The sequence below is a fragment of the Varibaculum timonense genome, from assembly GCF_027694345.1.
GTDB classification, from domain to species: Bacteria; Actinomycetota; Actinomycetes; order Actinomycetales; family Actinomycetaceae; genus Varibaculum; species Varibaculum timonense_A.
Window position 1 is genome coordinate 1 of sequence record NZ_JAQEVU010000003.1, and the last position, 16787, is coordinate 16787.

15 protein-coding genes are annotated in these 16787 nt (G+C 50.0%); 9 read left to right on the plus strand and 6 right to left on the minus strand.

What is annotated here, in order from left to right; all coding sequences use genetic code 11:
- Positions 1 to 386 precede the first annotated feature (386 nt).
- Both PG728_RS02815 and PG728_RS02820 read right to left on the minus strand, forming a co-directional pair.
- On the minus strand, positions 387 to 1586 hold the full coding sequence (locus tag PG728_RS02815) for an HRDC domain-containing protein (RefSeq protein WP_270625680.1): 1200 nt from the start codon (positions 1584 to 1586) through the stop codon (positions 387 to 389).
- Positions 1583 to 2158, minus strand: a complete 576-nt coding sequence (locus tag PG728_RS02820) for a DUF3000 family protein (RefSeq protein ID WP_072509837.1) — start codon at positions 2156 to 2158, stop codon at positions 1583 to 1585. The genes PG728_RS02815 and PG728_RS02820 overlap by 4 nt, the downstream gene beginning before the upstream one ends.
- Positions 2159 to 2380: 222 nt before the next feature.
- Between PG728_RS02820 and PG728_RS02825 the strand changes: the two genes are divergently transcribed.
- Positions 2381 to 3724: a carboxylate--amine ligase gene (locus PG728_RS02825; RefSeq protein WP_270625682.1), complete on the plus strand. Its 1344-nt coding sequence runs from the start codon at positions 2381 to 2383 to the stop codon at positions 3722 to 3724.
- A gap of 83 nt (positions 3725 to 3807) precedes the next feature.
- Here the strand turns inward: PG728_RS02825 and treZ are convergent, their stop codons facing one another.
- From treZ to glgX, 3 genes are read right to left on the minus strand one after another with little or no spacing between them, the layout of a single operon-like run.
- Positions 3808 to 5610, minus strand: a complete 1803-nt coding sequence (gene treZ, locus PG728_RS02830; RefSeq protein WP_270625684.1) for a malto-oligosyltrehalose trehalohydrolase — start codon at positions 5608 to 5610, stop codon at positions 3808 to 3810.
- Positions 5611 to 8130: a malto-oligosyltrehalose synthase gene (gene treY / locus PG728_RS02835; RefSeq protein WP_270625686.1), complete on the minus strand. Its 2520-nt coding sequence runs from the start codon at positions 8128 to 8130 to the stop codon at positions 5611 to 5613. It abuts the gene before it with no gap.
- 24 nt (positions 8131 to 8154) lie between these two features.
- Positions 8155 to 10293 (minus strand): glycogen debranching protein GlgX, encoded by a 2139-nt coding sequence (glgX, locus tag PG728_RS02840; protein ID WP_270625689.1) that lies wholly within the window; start codon positions 10291 to 10293, stop codon positions 8155 to 8157.
- Between the two features lie 193 nt (positions 10294 to 10486).
- Here glgX and PG728_RS02845 point away from each other — a divergent pair, with 193 nt between their 5' ends.
- The 5 genes from PG728_RS02845 (at position 10487) to PG728_RS02865 (ending at position 14058) form a co-directional block, all read left to right on the plus strand.
- Positions 10487 to 11908: a pyridoxal phosphate-dependent aminotransferase gene (locus PG728_RS02845; protein ID WP_270625977.1), complete on the plus strand. Its 1422-nt coding sequence runs from the start codon at positions 10487 to 10489 to the stop codon at positions 11906 to 11908.
- A gap of 253 nt (positions 11909 to 12161) precedes the next feature.
- Complete coding sequence (locus PG728_RS02850) at positions 12162 to 12494, plus strand: helix-turn-helix domain-containing protein (protein WP_270625692.1); 333 nt, start codon at positions 12162 to 12164, stop codon at positions 12492 to 12494.
- Entirely contained in the window at positions 12491 to 13240 is a 750-nt protein-coding gene (locus PG728_RS02855) for an ImmA/IrrE family metallo-endopeptidase (protein ID WP_270625694.1), read from the plus strand. Before PG728_RS02850 ends, PG728_RS02855 begins: the two co-directional genes overlap by 4 nt.
- 3 nt (positions 13241 to 13243) lie before the next feature.
- Positions 13244 to 13756 carry a hypothetical protein gene (locus PG728_RS02860; protein WP_270625696.1) on the plus strand — a complete coding sequence of 171 codons (513 nt, stop codon included), beginning with the start codon at positions 13244 to 13246 and terminating at the stop codon, positions 13754 to 13756.
- 80 nt (positions 13757 to 13836) lie between these two features.
- A complete protein-coding gene (locus PG728_RS02865) occupies positions 13837 to 14058 on the plus strand; it encodes a hypothetical protein (protein ID WP_270625697.1) in 222 nt (73 codons plus the stop codon).
- Between the two features lie 87 nt (positions 14059 to 14145).
- On the opposite strand, the gene PG728_RS02870 is transcribed toward PG728_RS02865, so the two are convergent.
- Complete coding sequence (locus PG728_RS02870; RefSeq protein ID WP_270625699.1) at positions 14146 to 14421, minus strand: type II toxin-antitoxin system RelB/DinJ family antitoxin; 276 nt, start codon at positions 14419 to 14421, stop codon at positions 14146 to 14148.
- Positions 14422 to 14458: 37 nt separating this feature from the next.
- Between PG728_RS02870 and PG728_RS02875 the strand changes: the two genes are divergently transcribed.
- The 3 genes from PG728_RS02875 to PG728_RS02885 all read left to right on the plus strand — a co-directional run bounded on the left by PG728_RS02875 (position 14459) and on the right by PG728_RS02885 (position 16567).
- The gene (locus PG728_RS02875; RefSeq protein WP_270625700.1) at positions 14459 to 14653 is read left to right on the plus strand and encodes a hypothetical protein; all 195 of its coding nucleotides are present in this window, start codon (positions 14459 to 14461) and stop codon (positions 14651 to 14653) included.
- A gap of 255 nt (positions 14654 to 14908) precedes the next feature.
- Positions 14909 to 16072 carry an ImmA/IrrE family metallo-endopeptidase gene (locus PG728_RS02880; RefSeq protein ID WP_270625702.1) on the plus strand — a complete coding sequence of 388 codons (1164 nt, stop codon included), beginning with the start codon at positions 14909 to 14911 and terminating at the stop codon, positions 16070 to 16072.
- Positions 16073 to 16567, plus strand: a complete 495-nt coding sequence (locus PG728_RS02885) for a DUF4411 family protein (RefSeq protein WP_270625704.1) — start codon at positions 16073 to 16075, stop codon at positions 16565 to 16567.
- Positions 16568 to 16787 lie beyond the last annotated feature (220 nt).

Below are 16787 nucleotides of genomic sequence, written 5' to 3' on the forward strand. Positions count from 1 at the left end.
CCCGAACCCGTAAATACTAAAAGAAATAACCCCCAAACGGTTTACCGCCCCCCAACCAGGGGGCGGTAAACCATATAACCCCAAAAACCCAGCAACACTCAAGGGAGACAGGCAAAACGCCCCGCACCCAACAACATACAGGGGGGAGATTGGCAGAACGCCCCCAACCAAAAAACGAGGGGAGACAGGCAAAACGCCCGACCCGAACTAACCAACCCCAAAAACGCGAGACCAGCAAAAACAAACCAGCCCCGCAAACCCGACAACACGCCCTCCAAAAACCCCAAACGGGGAGAGAACAAAATAATGCGAGCTGCACCCTAGCAGTGATGCCGAGGTTCGTTTCGTCCCAAGCAGAAAAAGCAAAAAACAAGGCGAACTACACCCTAGCCCTGATCCCAAAGACGACAAATACGCTCAAAACGCGGCAAAAAAACCGCCACCTGCCAGCGCCGAGCCTGCCCTTCAGAAAAAAGAAGCTCCAAATCCGTGCGAGAATCCCAATAAGCCGCCACCCGGCGACAAGCAGCAGGGGAAAGTGCATACTCTGCCCAAACCTGATTCTTATTAGCCCAGCAAGAAACATCTGCCCTCAGCAAACGGTAAAGCTCCGCTCGTCGAGAATCAATTTTCTCCCAAGCAGACACAGAAGTAACCGTATGAAGCTCCCGCGGACCTGACCGAAGGGGAAGCTGAGCACTATCCAAAGCCCTAACCTGTTTAATAGCCTGCCACCAGCGCCGACTATAGCGGCGCAACTGCCTATTAGCCATAAATGGACGTTGCGCTAAATCCTGGTAAGAACGAGGAACATTCAGCGCCAAATCCACTAAATCCCGGTTAGGTAACACCCCGACCGGAGCTAAATCAGCCTCGCGCGCCAGCCTATCGCGCTGCACAAAAAGCTCCCGCAAAACCCCAAGCTGAAACCCAGAACGTGCCCTACCTGCCCCCTTCAAATGACGCCAAGGTTCACTATCATGAGGGCGGCGGAAATGAGCAAGCGCAAAAGCAAACTCCTGACAAGCCCACTCCCAGCGTCCCGCATCTTCCAAACGCGAGCGCAACGCTAACGCCAAATCCACCAAATAATCCACATCGAGAGCCGCATAATCTAGCCAAGACTGTTTAAGAGGACGACGAGACCAATTCTCACGAGTATGATTCTTTGCGAGCCTCACCCCCAGCACGTCCTCGGTAACCGCCCCCAAACCGACCTGCTCAAACCCCAACAGCTTCGCCGCGATTTGGGTATCAAACAGGCGAGGAGGGTGAAGACCCACCCAATCCATACACTCCAAATCCTCTTTCGCCGCATGTAAAACCCAAGTTGAGCCCTGGCAGCGTGCACCAAAATCCGATAAATCCCCAAGCGCAATCGGGTCAAGCAAAACCAGTGGGGAACGCTCAGCCTTCGCCTGAACCAAATACGCCCTATCTAGATAGTGGATACCACAGGCTCGCTCCGTATCAAAAGCAACAAAGTCACCCGGATTAGTATAATCGCGCAGACACTGGCGGTAATCCGGGAGATTATCAATCAGGGACACCGCGCCACCACGCGGTCGATAAAGCGGATTGCTCATACCAGCCTTACCTGCCCCAGACGAGAAATACCGGCAGTCAGCTCTACCGCGTGACCAGCCATCATAGCTAAAAGACGAGAGATAGCTTCCCCGTGCGAAGCCAAATTATTAGCTAGCGGAGTCCAAGAGGCGCGAATCTCCAACTCTGCCGATTCCGAACGTTTATCCAACTCGCCAAAACTCGCTGAGTGAGAACGGGTAATCGAGCCAGCCGACTGAATAAAACTAGCCCCCGACTGAGTTAAAAAATCGGTAAGCCACGACCAACAAACCTGATCCGCCAAAGGCTCAGTAACCAAATCCACATCCACCTGTGCGTGCAGCATCGTCACCAGCCGAAAACGCCCCTGCCAGCCCGGCTGCTCTAAGGGATCGTAGAGAATCACCAAACGCCCCGCGCCGCCACTATTAGAGTTATCATCCAAGGCGGCACAATCCAGGCGAATCGCAGCAGCAAAAGGAGCAATCCCGTGCGGGGAGGGAATCTCACTAACCTTTACATGTGAATCATAGGTCGCGTCACGCAACGTGAGCAGAGCGTCGGTAAACTCTGTAGGCGGGTTCTGATTCACTACTTCAGCGTAAGCAGGAAAATGCTTCAAAAGTCGCTGCCACGCCGACAAGCATTAGACCTAGTGGTTACCTAGCGATTCTTCGCTCATGCCCTCAGCTTTTATTACTTCCCAAGAGGAGCACCCGGTGAAAGGAGTAAGTGTTAATCTCTGATGCCAAATTTCTCCAGCTACCGGCAGCGCTTTGATAACATTAAAAGGCTCAATTAACAGGGAGGCATTGTGGAAGAAAATACCGGCTTAGCATTTCAACCAGTTATTTTAGGAACCGATATCGGAACTTACGCGCTGGCCAGATCTTTTCACGAAGAATGGAAGATAAAACCCACTATCGTAACCACCCAAATCCTCGGGCCGATTATGTCATCCGGGATTATTGACACTCGGCTAGTTAATCCCGCCAAACTGGCAAATCCGCAATCAAAAATGCCACTCATAGACGGGCTAATCGCTCTCGGACCGGAACTGAAAAAAGACCATCCCGGCAAGGCACTGCTGCTAATAGCAAATATAGATTCTAATGTGCGTGACGTAATGCGACGGGAAAAAGAAATCAAAGAGCATTATGTAGTCGCGTTCCCCTCCCTAAAAGTTATTGAAGAAACCTCAGATAAAGTGAAGTTCCCGCTCCTAGCTAAAGAACACGGGCTGAACGTTCCCCCAACAGTCGAAATTGATTTTTCTACCTCTCTAGAGGGCGAAATAGCGAAAATCGAGCAAATAAAAGACCCATTTCCCTGGATTATAAAACCCGCCACCAGTGCAGGATATGAACGTTTGAAATGGAGGGGAAAAGCCAAAGTTTACTCGGTTGCAGACAAAACAGAAGCTAAAAAGCTGCTGGAAAACCTGTATGAACACACGCACGAAAATCCACAAGCACGTCGATTCGTGCTGCAACCGAGGGTAGAGGGCAACGATAGTTTTAACCTCTCGGTGACTGCCTACGTAGATAAACAATCTCGCGTAACTATGCTCGGATCTGCCCAAGTGCTATTAGAAGATCATTCTCCCACCGCCCTCGGTAACCCGGTAGCCATGATTACCGAACCCTACCCGCGCCTATATGAACAGGTGAGCAGCTTCCTGCAGGGAGTTGGGTGGCACGGTTTCGCCAATTTTGATTTCAAAGTAGACTCGCGCAGCGGGATTCCCTACTGTTTTGAAGTTAATCCCCGGATAGGGCGCAACTCCTACTACAACACTTCGGCGGGTATGAATCCGATGAAGTTTTTTGTCGAGGACGTAATCGGCGGTAAAAGCGTTACCCCGCAGCGGTTGAACAAACGGGTATATTACTCGATACTGCCCAAACATCTGGTACTTCGCTACGTAGATAAAGAAATGGGTAAAAAAATTAAGTTCCTGTATCGCCAAAAGAAAAATCATGACCCCCTGTATTACCCCGCAGAATGGGGGCTGAGTCTGCGGGGTCTGAAACGTTTAGCATATGTGGTGATTGCCCGGGAGAATCATTGGCGAAAATATCACCGTAACTACCCGGTCGCTAAATTCCGTGAGGGGGAAACCCGCTCCCTAGATACAGCGGAGCTAACCCGGCTCTAAAAGCACAAAGCTCGCAAGACCCCCCCCAAAAAAAAGAAAAACCTGGGGAGAGCAAAACGGGGAGGCTAATCACCTAGGGAGGGCTAATCGAAAACGATTAGCAAAACGTCCTCGCCCCCGATTTTTAAGGGCAGGCTGCCTAATAGACCATCGGTAAAAGAATAGTAAGAGCTAGGAATAGCGGGGCGAACCAGTTCGCCGATATTTTCCTGCTGCGTGCCAAGGTTCACAATCACCTGGGCACGCTCAGTCGATAATACCAGCAGATTTGCTTGGCGCTGAAGGGAAATAAAATCAGCAAACACTCCTTCGCGGCGCAGCCTAATCAAAAGGCGATGCCAGTTCAGCATCTTCTGATGTTTTTCCTCAGAAAGTTCCTGCCAAAGCAGCTTGGAGTTAAGGAAAGTAGAAAGCGCCTGGGGGATAGGAACCGTAACCTCGCCCTCATAAATTTTGTCCCAATCGTGCGAGGCGAACTCGGATTTACGTCCCTCATTAACCGCATTCCCAATAGTCTCATCTGGAAAATCAGTGAAAAACTGGAAACGAGAACGACTGCCCCATTCCTCACCTTGAAAAAGCAGCGGGGTAAATGGTGAAGCCAAAACTAAAGCGGCTTGACCAGCTAAAAGTCCGGGAGAAAGTTTCTCGCTAGGGCGATCACCTAAAGCGCGATTACCCACCTGGTCGTGGTTGGAAGCAAACCCAAAGAAACGGTTGCGTTCCATGTCCTCTGGAACTGGTGCACCCCAGTTTTTTCCTCGGAAACTCGAGTAAGTGCCGTTATGATAAAACACTTGCGAATAGATTTTGCTTAGCGCCGCGGTATCAGCAAAATCCTCGTAATAGCCTTGGGTTTCTCCGGTAAAAGCCACATGTATGCCATGATGAATATCGTCATCCCACTGACCGTCCATACCGTAACCGCCCTGTTCAACAGGGGTAACCATGCGGGAATTATTCAAATCAGATTCCGCCACCAACGTTAGCGGCCTGCCTAGATTCTGCGATAAATCAGCAACCCGAAGCGATAACTCAGCCAAAAAATGCAGTTTCGAATCATCTTTAATCTCGTGAACCGCATCAAGGCGTAAACCATCAAACCCATAATCACGCAGCAGCGCCAAAGCTGCCCCCAGTAAAAACTCCCTAACCAGGGTGCTATCAGCGCCATCCAAGTTATAGCCATCCCCCCAAGGAGTATGATGGCGAGCCGAGAAATAGGGAGCGAACTGCGCAAGATAATTCCCACACACCCCTAAATGGTTCAGCACTAAATCTTGAGTAACCGCAATCCCTAGTTCATGCGCCCTATCGATAAAATCCACCAAATCTTTAGGGGAGCCATAGGGATTAAAAAGGGCATATAAACCAACTCCGTCATAGCCCCAACCGCGCTCACCTGGGAAAAAAGCGGTCGGCATTAGCTCGATAACCTCAACCCCCAAATCTGCCAAGTAGGGGAGTTTAGCCCTAGCCGCTTTAAGCGTACCCGCAGGGGTAAAAGTACCTAAATGAAGCTCATACCAGACCTTACCGAGCAACTTTTCGTCCGGATGCCACTGACTTGAACGCGAAATAGCGCCAATATCAGCAGTTACCCCCCAAGTTTGACTGCCCGGCAGATAAAGACGCGCCCGAGGATCAGGAAAAGGCCCCTTTCCCTCAACCTCAAAAGCATAAGCGCAGCCCTCCGGTAAATCCTCCGGGGCAAGACACCACTGACCGCAAGGTATCATCGCGCTGCGCTGCGGGTTATCAGGAGCCCCCGTTAATAGGGTTACCTGCTTTTTTTCGGGAGCCCACAGCGGCACTCTTTGACACCCGGCGCGCAACTTCCAAGGTTTAAGACTGCCCAAATCAGTACTTTTAGAGGAGAAAGTCATTTAATCCACTCGCTCCAGTATCCGTGCGCCCCGCTTAAATAGCAGTTCTTCCAGGCTTTGCATCCCAGCAGAAAATACCTCATTAGAGCAAATATCTTTCCAAGAACCCTTTGGTAAAACCACGGTATGTTCGCTGCGGAAATCACCCTGATAACGCGCTAACACCCCCGGAAGGCGGCGCGCAATAGTTACGATTTGCGCACCTTCACGGGCAGTCCCGCGCGCAAACGCCACCGCGTAACCAGTAGAGAGGGCGAGTGGCTGGTAAGTAGCGTAAGCAGAGACAAAACAATCAGGTAAACGCCTGCGCAAACGCAAAATCGCGGCAGTTAAATACAGTTTTGACTGGTCAAGGGAAGAGGCGTCAGAAAAATCAAGCCCTTTGGTGTCAAGGTGAGAAAGCATTTTAGATAGGGCGCTAAAATCAACCGGGCGGCGATTATCCGGATCCACCAACGATGTTTGGGTGATTTCTGAACCTTGATAAACGTCCGCCACCCCCGGCATGGTTAGTTGCAAGGCTTTATTAGCCAAAATGGTGTAACCGGTGGCCTCACCAGTTTCAAGATGCCAGCGGGAAACAATTTCGGCTACCTGGGGGTCACAAATAATCTGATCGGCAAAATCAAGCAGCTCATTTTCCCGAACCGTATCCGGGTTAGTCCAGGTAGTCCAAGATTTTTGCTCCCTGATAGCTTTCACCAGATACTGACGCAGACGCGAGGAGGAAATCGGGCCGTCCTCATCCCAAGAACCGATTAACGTTTGCCACAACATATTCTCGCTGCGCCCATCCAAATCATTAGGGCGATAAGCTTGGGTTGTATCACGCAAATCAGAAACAATCTGGGTCCACAAAGTAGGGTATTGGCTAAGAAGTGCCAAACGCATCCGCACGTCCTCACCGCGTTTAGTGTCGTGGGTAGAGTTAGTGGTCATAGTGGCTGGCCAGTTAGTTTGAATATCGCGCGCAAATAGATGCAGATTATCAGCAGAAACCCCGAAAGCCTGCGGATTTGAGCCAACCTCATTTAGACACAACAAATGCGTCCAACGATAAAAAGTAGTATCCTCCACCCCCTTCGCCATTACAGCGCCGCAAACCTGCTGGAAACGAACCAAAAACTCTTGCCTATCCCGGTCACTTATATTCAAAGCAGCAGAACCGATTTCATCGCCCAACACCAAGGAAACAATCACTTCCATCGTGTCGGAATGCTCACTATCGAGCTGGCGCAAAGCCCTGGTCGCGGCAGATTGCACAATCTCACGCGAAATGTTGCTGGCAGGCTGGCCGACAGTAACATAAGAACGGTAAGCGGGCATTTGCATAATTAGTTCCCGCAAACAATCCAGCAAAGACCGGAAAGTGTAGTCCCGCAAACGAAAATCATTCTGACAAATCCGCCACAACAATTGCCCAATCCGGCGCACCTCCGCCGCGAGCGAAGTATCAATAATCTGCGCTTTAGACTGCCGTTCAATCTGCCGATAGGACGAGGGCGAATCCCCAGTAATGCTTTGCATCAGCGTACCCAGTGGCAACGAGGCACGTGAATCAACCTGAAGCGCAGTTAGCCGCCAGGCAGTGTCATAACCGGTAGTGCCACAAATCGACCAGTCGCTAGGAAGTCGCTCTGCGTCCTCTAGAATCTTTTCCCCCGCAATCCAAGCGCCCCCGGTAGCCTCAGATAACCAGTGAAAATAACCGGCAGGATCAGCTAACCCATCGGGATGATCGACCCTAAAACCATCAATAAAACCGGCATTGAACAGCTGCAGCAAAAGGGCGTGGGTGGAGTCAAAAACGTCCCGCTCTTCTACCCGCAGTGCCGCAAGGGAATCAATATCGAAAAAGCGGCGATAATTTAGCTCCTCATCTGCGACTTTCCAATGTGCCAGGCGGTAATGCTGCCGCTCTAACAGCACCTCCATTGGCAAAGCCTCGGTTCCAGTTGCCACCGGAAAATAGTGGTCAAAATAGCGTAAAACCCACTGTTTTCCAAGGTTGTCCTCGCCCGGAATTACCAGCTGCTCTAAAGAAATTTCCTGGTCAGCTAAGACCTGACCGATACGTTTACCCAGGATGGGCATTAAAATCGGTTGATCAATGTCGATATCAAACCAATGCGCATAGGGAGATTCCTTACCCTGCTTTAGCACCGACCACATGGGCAGATTAATCCAAACCGGAGTGGGAACTGCCATATGGTTCGGCACCAAATCAACGATAATGCTCAACCCCGCCCGGTGAGCCGCGTCAGCCAAATCCTCAAACGCGCTGCGTCCCCCTAATTCGGCAGAAATATGGTGATGATCCACCACATCGTAGCCGTGCATAGAGCCCGGAACCGCCTGCAAAATAGGGGAAAGGAATAAATCCGTGATTCCTAGAGCCTGCCAATATCCCAAATGAGCGATTGCGTCTTGAAAAGTAAAATCCTTACTCAACTGCAGGCGGTAAGTGCTGATAGGTACATGTTTACCGCTGGCGGGCATATGGGGGTGTTGGCTGGACACGGGGAACCTCCTGTTTTATGTTCCTTATTCCTGGGCGATTTCTCGGATTAAAACCACTACTGAACGGTCAAGTAACTCAAGTTCTTGCCCGGCGCTATAGAGCGTATCCGAGTCTGAGTACACGTCCTCTTGCATAGTAGAAATAGCTATCTTCCAACCGGAGCCGCACCCCGGCGGGAGAGCGAAAGTGCAAGGCTGAGGGTCAGCGTTGAAAAGCAGTAAGAAAGAATCGTCAATAATCGGTTTTCCGCGCGAATCTGGTTCCCTAATGGCTTGACCATTTAAGAAAATAGTCAGCGAGCGTGCCTCTTCATTGTTCCAGGCTTCCTCGGTCATCTTTTGCCCATCGGGAGCAAACCAGTCAATCTCGCCCAAATCGGATTGCCCGCCGCGAGAGGGTGCGCCCGCAAAGAAACGCCGCCGATGGAAAACCGGGTGCTGATTGCGGAACTTAATCAGGTGTTTGGTGAACTCTAAGAGTTGGAGCCGGTAGTCGTCCTCTTCAGCGTCCTCAAAGGACCAATCCATCCAGGAAAGCTCATTGTCTTGACAATAGGTGTTGTTGTTTCCCTGCTGGGTGCGGGCAACCTCATCTCCCATGAGGAGCATCGGAACCCCCTGGGAAAGGAATAGGGTAGTTAGGAAGTTTCGGTGCTGGCGTGAACGCAGCCTTTGAATCGCCGGGTCATCGGTAGGGCCTTCCGCCCCGCAATTCCAAGAGCGGTTGTGGGATTCCCCATCACCCCCGCCCTCGCCATTGGCTTCATTGTGTTTCTCGTTATAAGAAACCAGGTCATTCATAGTGAAGCCGTCATGGGCAGTAACAAAGTTGATAGAGGCATTAGGGCGGCGGCCACTTTGTTCATACAAATCGGCGCTGCCGCAAAAACGGGAAGCAAACTCGGGTAAGGTAGCGTAGTTTCCGCGCCAAAAATCGCGAACAGTGTCGCGGTATTTGCCATTCCATTCGCTCCACATGGAGGGGAAACCCCCCACCTGGTAGCCGCCATCACCCACGTCCCAAGGCTCGGCAATCAATTTCAGCTGGGAAAGAACCGGATCTTGGTGAATAATATCGAAAAATGCGGAAAGCTTATCTACATCGTGCAACTCGCGCGCCAAGGTAGAGGCGAGATCGAAACGGAAACCATCTACGTGCATCTCGATTGCCCAATACCGCAAAGAATCCATAATCAGTTGCAGTACCGCCGGAGAGCGCATGAGTAGCGAGTTCCCGGTTCCAGTAGTGTCAAAATAGTGGGCCTTATCGTCCTCTACCAGGCGGTAATAGGAGGCGTTATCTAGCCCCTTGAAAGATAGAGTCGGCCCCATATGGTTGCCTTCAGCGGTGTGGTTATAGACCACATCCAGGATTACCTCAATGCCCGCCTGATGTAGGTTTTTCACCATTTGTTTGAACTCTTGAACCTGACCATCAACCACATCTTGCGAACGATACTGGGCGTGGGGAGCGAAAAAACCAATAGTGTTATAGCCCCAATAGTTTGACAGACCGCGCTCTTGCAAGGTGGAGTCATTAACAAACTGGTGCACCGGCATCAGTTCAATCGCATTTATCCCCAGATCTTTCAGGTATTCAATAGTCACCGGGTTAGCGATTCCCGCATAGGTGCCGCGTTCCTTTTCCGGAATCCGCTCATTCAAATGAGTGAAACCCTTTACATGTGCCTCGTAAATGACGAGTTTATGCAAGTCATGCCCGGGAGGGCGGTCATTTCCCCAATCAAAATAGGGAGTCGTAACCACCGAAACCGCCATATCTGCCAAGGAATCATCATGGTTAGGCTGGCTAGGATCAGCCCAGTCATACGAATATAGAGACTGTTTTGCCCCCACCACGCCATCAGTAGCTTTCGCATAAGGATCTAAGAGGAACTTGTTAATATCGCAGCGGTGTCCCGAAGCTGGATCGTAGGGTCCTTCAACCCTAAAGCCATAACGCTGCTCATCACGCAGTCCCGGAATGTAGCAATGCCAAACATGATGATCGACTTCGCGCAGTTCAACGCGTTCCTCACTGCCGTCCTCGGCGATTAAACAAAGATAAACTTTGGTTGCGACCTCGCTAAAAACAGCGAAGTTCACGCCAACCCCGTCATAGGTAGCGCCGAGCGGATACGGTTTTCCTGGCCAAATTTCCATACTTCTAGGTTTTCACAAAACTTCATATTTAGCACTAGCTAGCTTCCCATTTCTGGGAATAAGTTCTGCAATCAGCCAGGTGGAGGCAGAGAAACCGGAAAAATGTTGGTGAAAAAAGCAGGGGTGTCTGCCAGGGTTTATCGGGCCGATATAGGTAAAGAAAACCGCAACAAAAAGTCATAAAGTAACAGTGATGCATTTTTCACGGCGAGTAAGTCACCCAGAGCCCAACGCCATATCTTTGGCGGTTCAAAGACGGCGAGCACAGGGGAAAACGCTAGTTAATATCTCCGACTCCAATCCCACTCGGCACGGGTTAGGGAAAGGAAATAGCCCCTACCAGGCGAATCCGCGTGGATCGCTCGAAGCCCGACGCGCCCTCGCCAAATATCTTTCCGCACGGGACAGTCGCGAGGTGAATCCTGACAACCTATATCTGCTCAGCTCCACCTCTCAAGGATATAGCTGGTTAATGAAGCTGTTATGCGATTTCGGGGAGGCGGTGCTTAGTCCCACCCCCGGTTATCCCTTGATAGAAACCCTGGCTGACCTGGAAAATGTGCAGGTAGTTCCGTATAGGTATGCTTGGTTAGGGAGAAAATGGGAACTCGATCCGCTCTCGCTGATTGCAAGTGAGGGTTTTGCGGGGGAGCAAGGCGGGAGGACGTCGGGGACGGTATCGGCTCAGGTGTCCGATGAGCGTTTGCCAGGGCGAGAGTCGGGCGGATGTATGCTCGGGCGTGGTTCAAGAGGGTCTCGCTCGTTAATAGGGCGGGGCTCGGACAGAAGCTTGCTGGGGCGGGAGTCGGACAGAGATAGCGTCAGCGCCGTAAGTGATTCCGATGGTTTCCCGGTTATGCAAGCCTTCGAAAATGCTAGTACCAGTACCCCAAATGATTCCGCTCGCAGCTCAGGCGCCAGGGCCTTGATAGTCATAAACCCCTCCAACCCTACAGGAGCCTATCTGGACAGCTGCGAGCGGAAAACGCTGCTCAACTATTGCGCCAGACATTCCCTGCCTCTAATCGCCGATGAAGTATTCTATGATTTTCCCCTGCCCGCTGCGCCCTCTTCCCGCGCCCGCCTAGCCGGTTGCCCCCAAAACCTGACATTCGCCCTCGACGGGTTATCAAAAAGTCTGAGTGCCCCCGGTTACAAGATTGCCTGGTTAGAGGTATCTGGGCCGGATTCGTTAGTAGCAGAAGCGAAAACGCGATTAGATATAATCGCTGACGCATATTTGCCGTTCAGTGAGATTTTGGCTGGACAGCTCCCCGGTTTCTTGGAGGAAATTCCGCGGCAAGTTGCGCTAACTCGAGGGCGCTGCGCAGCTAACCTGGAGGTGTTAGAAGACCTGGTGGCAGCGGATTCGACCAGCCCAGTTACGGTGTTAGAGCCACAGGGAGGCTGGAACGTGCTGCTGCGTTTCCCCTCCCACGTGGACGAGGACGAACTGGTTAAACAGTTACTAGATGAGCAGGGGATTTACCTACAGCCCGGATACTTTTTTGATTTGCCTTTCAATGGTGCTATTAGCCTATCGCTGCTGCTAGAAGCGGATTCTTTCCGAGAAAATGCGGTGAAAGTTTTGCGTAGTATCAAGGCTTTAAGCTAGGGCGTTTATTTGTGGGAGTTCGCTAGGGGGCATTTGTCGGGAGTTCGCTAGGGGATTAGGAGTGGGTTTTGTGCGGGGGCAGGAGTGGTTAAGGGGGGTGTCCGGGATTTGAAAACCGCCAGTGGCAAGGGCGTTTAGTCGTCCCTCTGGGCGGTCTGGGAAATTTTTCCATTTAAATTGTGATTTTCACAAATTTGCCTTCTATTTTCGCTAATTCTCGTTTATGCTGGGGTATAGAACGGAGGTGTTAGAGATGGAAACCATTGGAGAGCGGATTGGAAGTGCTTGCAAGGATAGCGGTCTTAGTCAAAAGGCGTTGGCGGAGAAGCTGGATTGGGATCAGGCGCGACTTAGCCGGGTGATTAGCGGTAGCCGCAAAGTTAGTGCTGGCGAGATTGCCGAAATTGCGACTATTTTGGACGTTTCTCTGGATTGGTTAATTACCGGCTCTGACCCTTATTGGGTGCCGAAAGATGTTGCTGCCCGCCACGAATGGGATGGGGAGACCAAAAAATACCGGCATAACCAGGAGGATTTGGATGTTTTCCGTTCTATCGCCTTGGTCTATAAGCAGGCATATGGATGAGCATTTTGGAAGGAAAGACCCCGGCGCAAGTCTTGGGGCTGCTTGGGGGGAGAATTGAGATTGACTTTTCTTCCCAAGTTGAAAAGTACCTTGAGATTGACGTGGTGCAGATTGGACTCAAAGCGGGCGGTACCTGTTTATCTTTAGCTTCTCGCCCGGTCATTGTAGTTCCCAGAACTGATAACTGGTTTAGGCAAGTATTTGCGATTGCCCACGAAATCGGGCATATAGCTAACGACACTACGATTAAGCGGGACGATAAAATATCAGAGCAGGAACGTGGTGCTAATCGTTTTGCTGCCGATTTATTGATGCCAAAAGTACAGGTTGAAAGGCTGGTGCAGGACAAAGCTGAACCGGCAAGGTTCGCTAAGTTTTTGTGGGATTGGGGGGTATCAGTTGCGGCTTTGGTGAATCGGCTCAATAAGTTTGACTTACCTACCCCAGATTTTCTTTTCGAGGACGACAAAACAGTAGTTACCCAAAAATTCCTGGGTAAACATCTAAAAGAAATCGGGCTTACCTGGACTGATGTGCAACGGCGCGCCAGTTTATCGGGTGCGCAAAGATTTCCTGCGCCGCTCCTTGCTAAGCTCTACGAACAAGTAAATAGTGGGAAAGCACCAGCTGGGACCTATGAGTGGGCTCTTGGGGTGAAAAATACAGCCACAACTGAGGAGGAATCTGTCCGGCAGACGCCCGAGATGCTGTCGGCAGAAGAAGTTCTTGACCTGCTGGAGCAATAAATCTTGGCTGCGCTATTTTTCCATGATGCCTGTACTGTTTATTCTTTAGCTTTGGTGGATCTACTCCCTCGTATAAAGCAGCTTTTTGGAGATAAGCTTCGCTTAGCGCCTACGGTAATGCGAGAAGTCCAGTATCTTTTGCGTAATCAGCAAGATTTATTATCGCAGGTGCAGGAGGTCTTCTTTACTGTTGATATGCCCAATCCCAGTGAGCTCGCTCAAACTCAGGTATTTAAAAGTTATTTCGACACCCCTGGGCATGACGGTAATACGGACAATCTAGGAGAAGCAGAAACCCTAGCGATTATTGTCTGTCGTTACACCTGTAGTGACAATGTTTTGTTCGTAAGCGACGATGAGGATGCGGTTGTAATTGCGCAGGAACAGGAAGTGGTAAAAGGCGCTTTCGGGACGAGGATACTTCTGGAGCTGTTAGAAAAGAAAAGGCTAGTTTCTTCGCAGGAAAGAGCAGATATTCTTGCCCAGCTTAGCGAACATGGCCGTCATATTCTGTAACGTTCCGAGCCTTACTGCTCGAATATAGACACTCAATACTATTTCCGAGGGTGCAGGTGAGATGCGGTAAGGTCAAGAGCATGTCTAAGCGTACGAACACTATTGATGATTTTTTGGTTTGGGCGGGGATTATCCTGGTCGCGCTCTCGGCTATTTTGGACTTCTTTTTGCTTTTTACTGCTAACTATCTGCGGAATATGCTGTTTACCCTTCCGATCTGGGTTTTAGGCTTTGCTTGTTTTGTGATAATTGGGAATCGGGAAAAGAATAAAAAGACCCGTGGCAAGAAAAATAAGCGATAGGGTGTCGGTGACAGGGCTTGCCGGTTGGAGTTAGATCTCGAAGGTATCAGCGTGTGAGCCAGTTCGATTTAAGAACGATGTTTAGCTTCATGCAAAAACGTCTTTCATTGCTTCTTCGAAGCTGGTATAGCGTGGGTACTTTTCAGGGTGAGCCTTCATTTCTTCGTATTCCTGTAAGGCAGATAAGGTCTGGGCATTGGGAATATCACGCGATATTTGAAACGGGATTGCCTGATCTCGCACGGTTTGCCGCAAGAATATGGTGACCGCAGTAGTTAGATCCATACCCAGGTCTTTGAGTAAGAGCTGCGCGGAGCGCTTGAGATCAGCATCCAAATTGATGTTGGTACTAACTTTAGCCATCGTTACCCCTCCTGTTCTTACATAAATACTAGAAATATTGGAGTTAAAAATCAATGGTTATATGCGTAATATGGGTGTAATACGCATATGTTTACTATTCTTTGTGGTTCACGCCCTGGATACGGAAACTTTAGAACTGGATGAGGACGCCTGGGCAGTTGCTGCTAACTTACAGGCGCTGTTTTATTCTTGGGCGCGCGCTACCCTCGAGGTCACCTACCAAAATAACTAGGACGCGGTTGGTCAGGTGGCGGAGTTGTTACTGCGGATGATCAGGGGTAGTCGCAGGAAACTTCGGGATATGACGTGGCTACGCCTTTTCGGGAGTTTTTTAAGAAAAACTAGGAAGAGGGCGATTTTTAGAGGCTGAACTACTTACCTGCATCCCTAAAAAACAGGAAAAGCTGCCGTCTGGGCACTCTTGCCAGTAAAATAGAAATCGTCTGGTGGGTTTTGCTCATTTTCTAAAGTGCGAGGGGGAAGCATAATGTCTGCGAAAGTGCGTATAGCGCCCCCTCTTTATGAGTGGGCTTTGGCGCGTAGCAGGAAAACTGTCACTGACCTCGAGAAAAATTTTCCGAAATTACCTGAATGGGTATCTGGCGTTAGTGCTCCTTCTTTCACGGATGCAAAAAAATTCGCTGCCAAGACTAATACGCCTTTCGCATTTCTTTTTCTTGATACTCCTCCCGAAGAAGATCTACCTATAGCCGATATGCGTACGCTTAAAGATTCTGCGATTCACCAGCCTTCCGGGGATCTGCTCGACACTATTTACAACGCGCAACGCACCCAGGATTGGTATCGCGACTACGCCCTAAGCAATGAGGCAGAAAAACTGTCTTTCGTAGGTTCCGTAGGCGTGAGTAATAGCGTGATTGAAGTAGCAGCTAAAATCAGTGATCTCCTTGACTTTGGGTTTGATTCTCGAAAACGAATTGGCAATATGTCCAGTTTGTATCGCTACTTAGTCGACAAGATTGAAGAACTCGGAATCCTCGTGCTTACCAATGGGGTGGTAGGAAACAATACTCATAGAAAACTACGTGTCGAAGAGTTTCGGGGTTTTTCTTTAAGTGATGAAATTGCGCCTCTTATTTTTGTCAATGGAGCCGACGGTCATTCTGCGAGAATCTTTACCCTATTACATGAACTAGGGCATATCTGGCTAGGTCATAGCGCATTGTCTGACGCGAATTTATCTCTCAACGATTCCAATAATGCAAAATCTGAGGAACGCTGGTGCAATCAACTCGCGGGAGAGATCCTACTTCCCAGGGATGTTCTTGAGGGCGTGCACGGAACCAAGGTTACCGAAGAAACTGTTACTAAACTTGCGCGCGAAGCTGGCTGCAGCGTCCTGGTGGCGCTACGCAGCCTTTTTGATGCCAACTTTCTTAGCTGGAGTCAGTATCAGGAACTATATGGCCGGGAGTTGAGCGCGATAGCCGAAAGGGGTAGCACGGGGAAGCAAACTGGGGGTGGAGATTTTTATAAAACTCTGCCTCTGCGTAACTCTCCCACATTTACCCGCGCTGTGATTGTTTCTACCTTGGAGGGTAATACTCTTTATCGAGATGCTTTTCGGATGCTCGGCACCAAAAAGCCTCAAACTTTCCGTAACCTGGCTGAAAAGCTGGCGGTGGGTTAAATGTATGTGCTGGACAGTAATGTTTTTATCGAAGCCAAAAACCGGTATTACGGATTCGATATCGCTCCAGGATTTTGGGAATGGCTAGAGCATAGCTACGCGACCGGGAAAATCTGCAGTATTAAACCGGTTTATGATGAGTTAACTACCAGGGGTGACGAACTTGCATATTGGGTAAAGCTGAAGTCACATAAAGGTATTTTTACTGCTGTCTATGGTGATCAAGCTATCTATGATTTCCTCAGTCAAATTATAACTTGGGCAGAAGAAACGGGGTATAAAACTTCAGCGACACAGGAGTTTGCGGACTGTGCAGATCCGTTATTAATCGCCTTCACTGCTGTCCATGGATACACGGTAGTAACTCATGAGCGCCCAGCACCTAACTCCAGAAATAGAATAAAAATTCCTGACGTGTGTGAAGCGTTTGACATAGAATATTGCGACACCTTTACTATGTTCCGTTCAACCGGTGCGCAGCTGGTGCTTAGATAGTTTTCGCGAGGAAGGTTGCGGAGGTTCCAAAAAGTAGCTGAACGCTTCCAGCAAATAGATCGCCGCTTCTATCCCGGGTAGACCGATAAGTACGCGGTCTGTGTCCGCGCCTAATCACCCAGTCTAGATCCATAGTGGTCGCGTAGCTTCGGGAACATTCTTAAAGTCCAGGCGGCTCCCTGGGGCATTAGTGCAAACATCTTCCGGATTTGTATAGCGA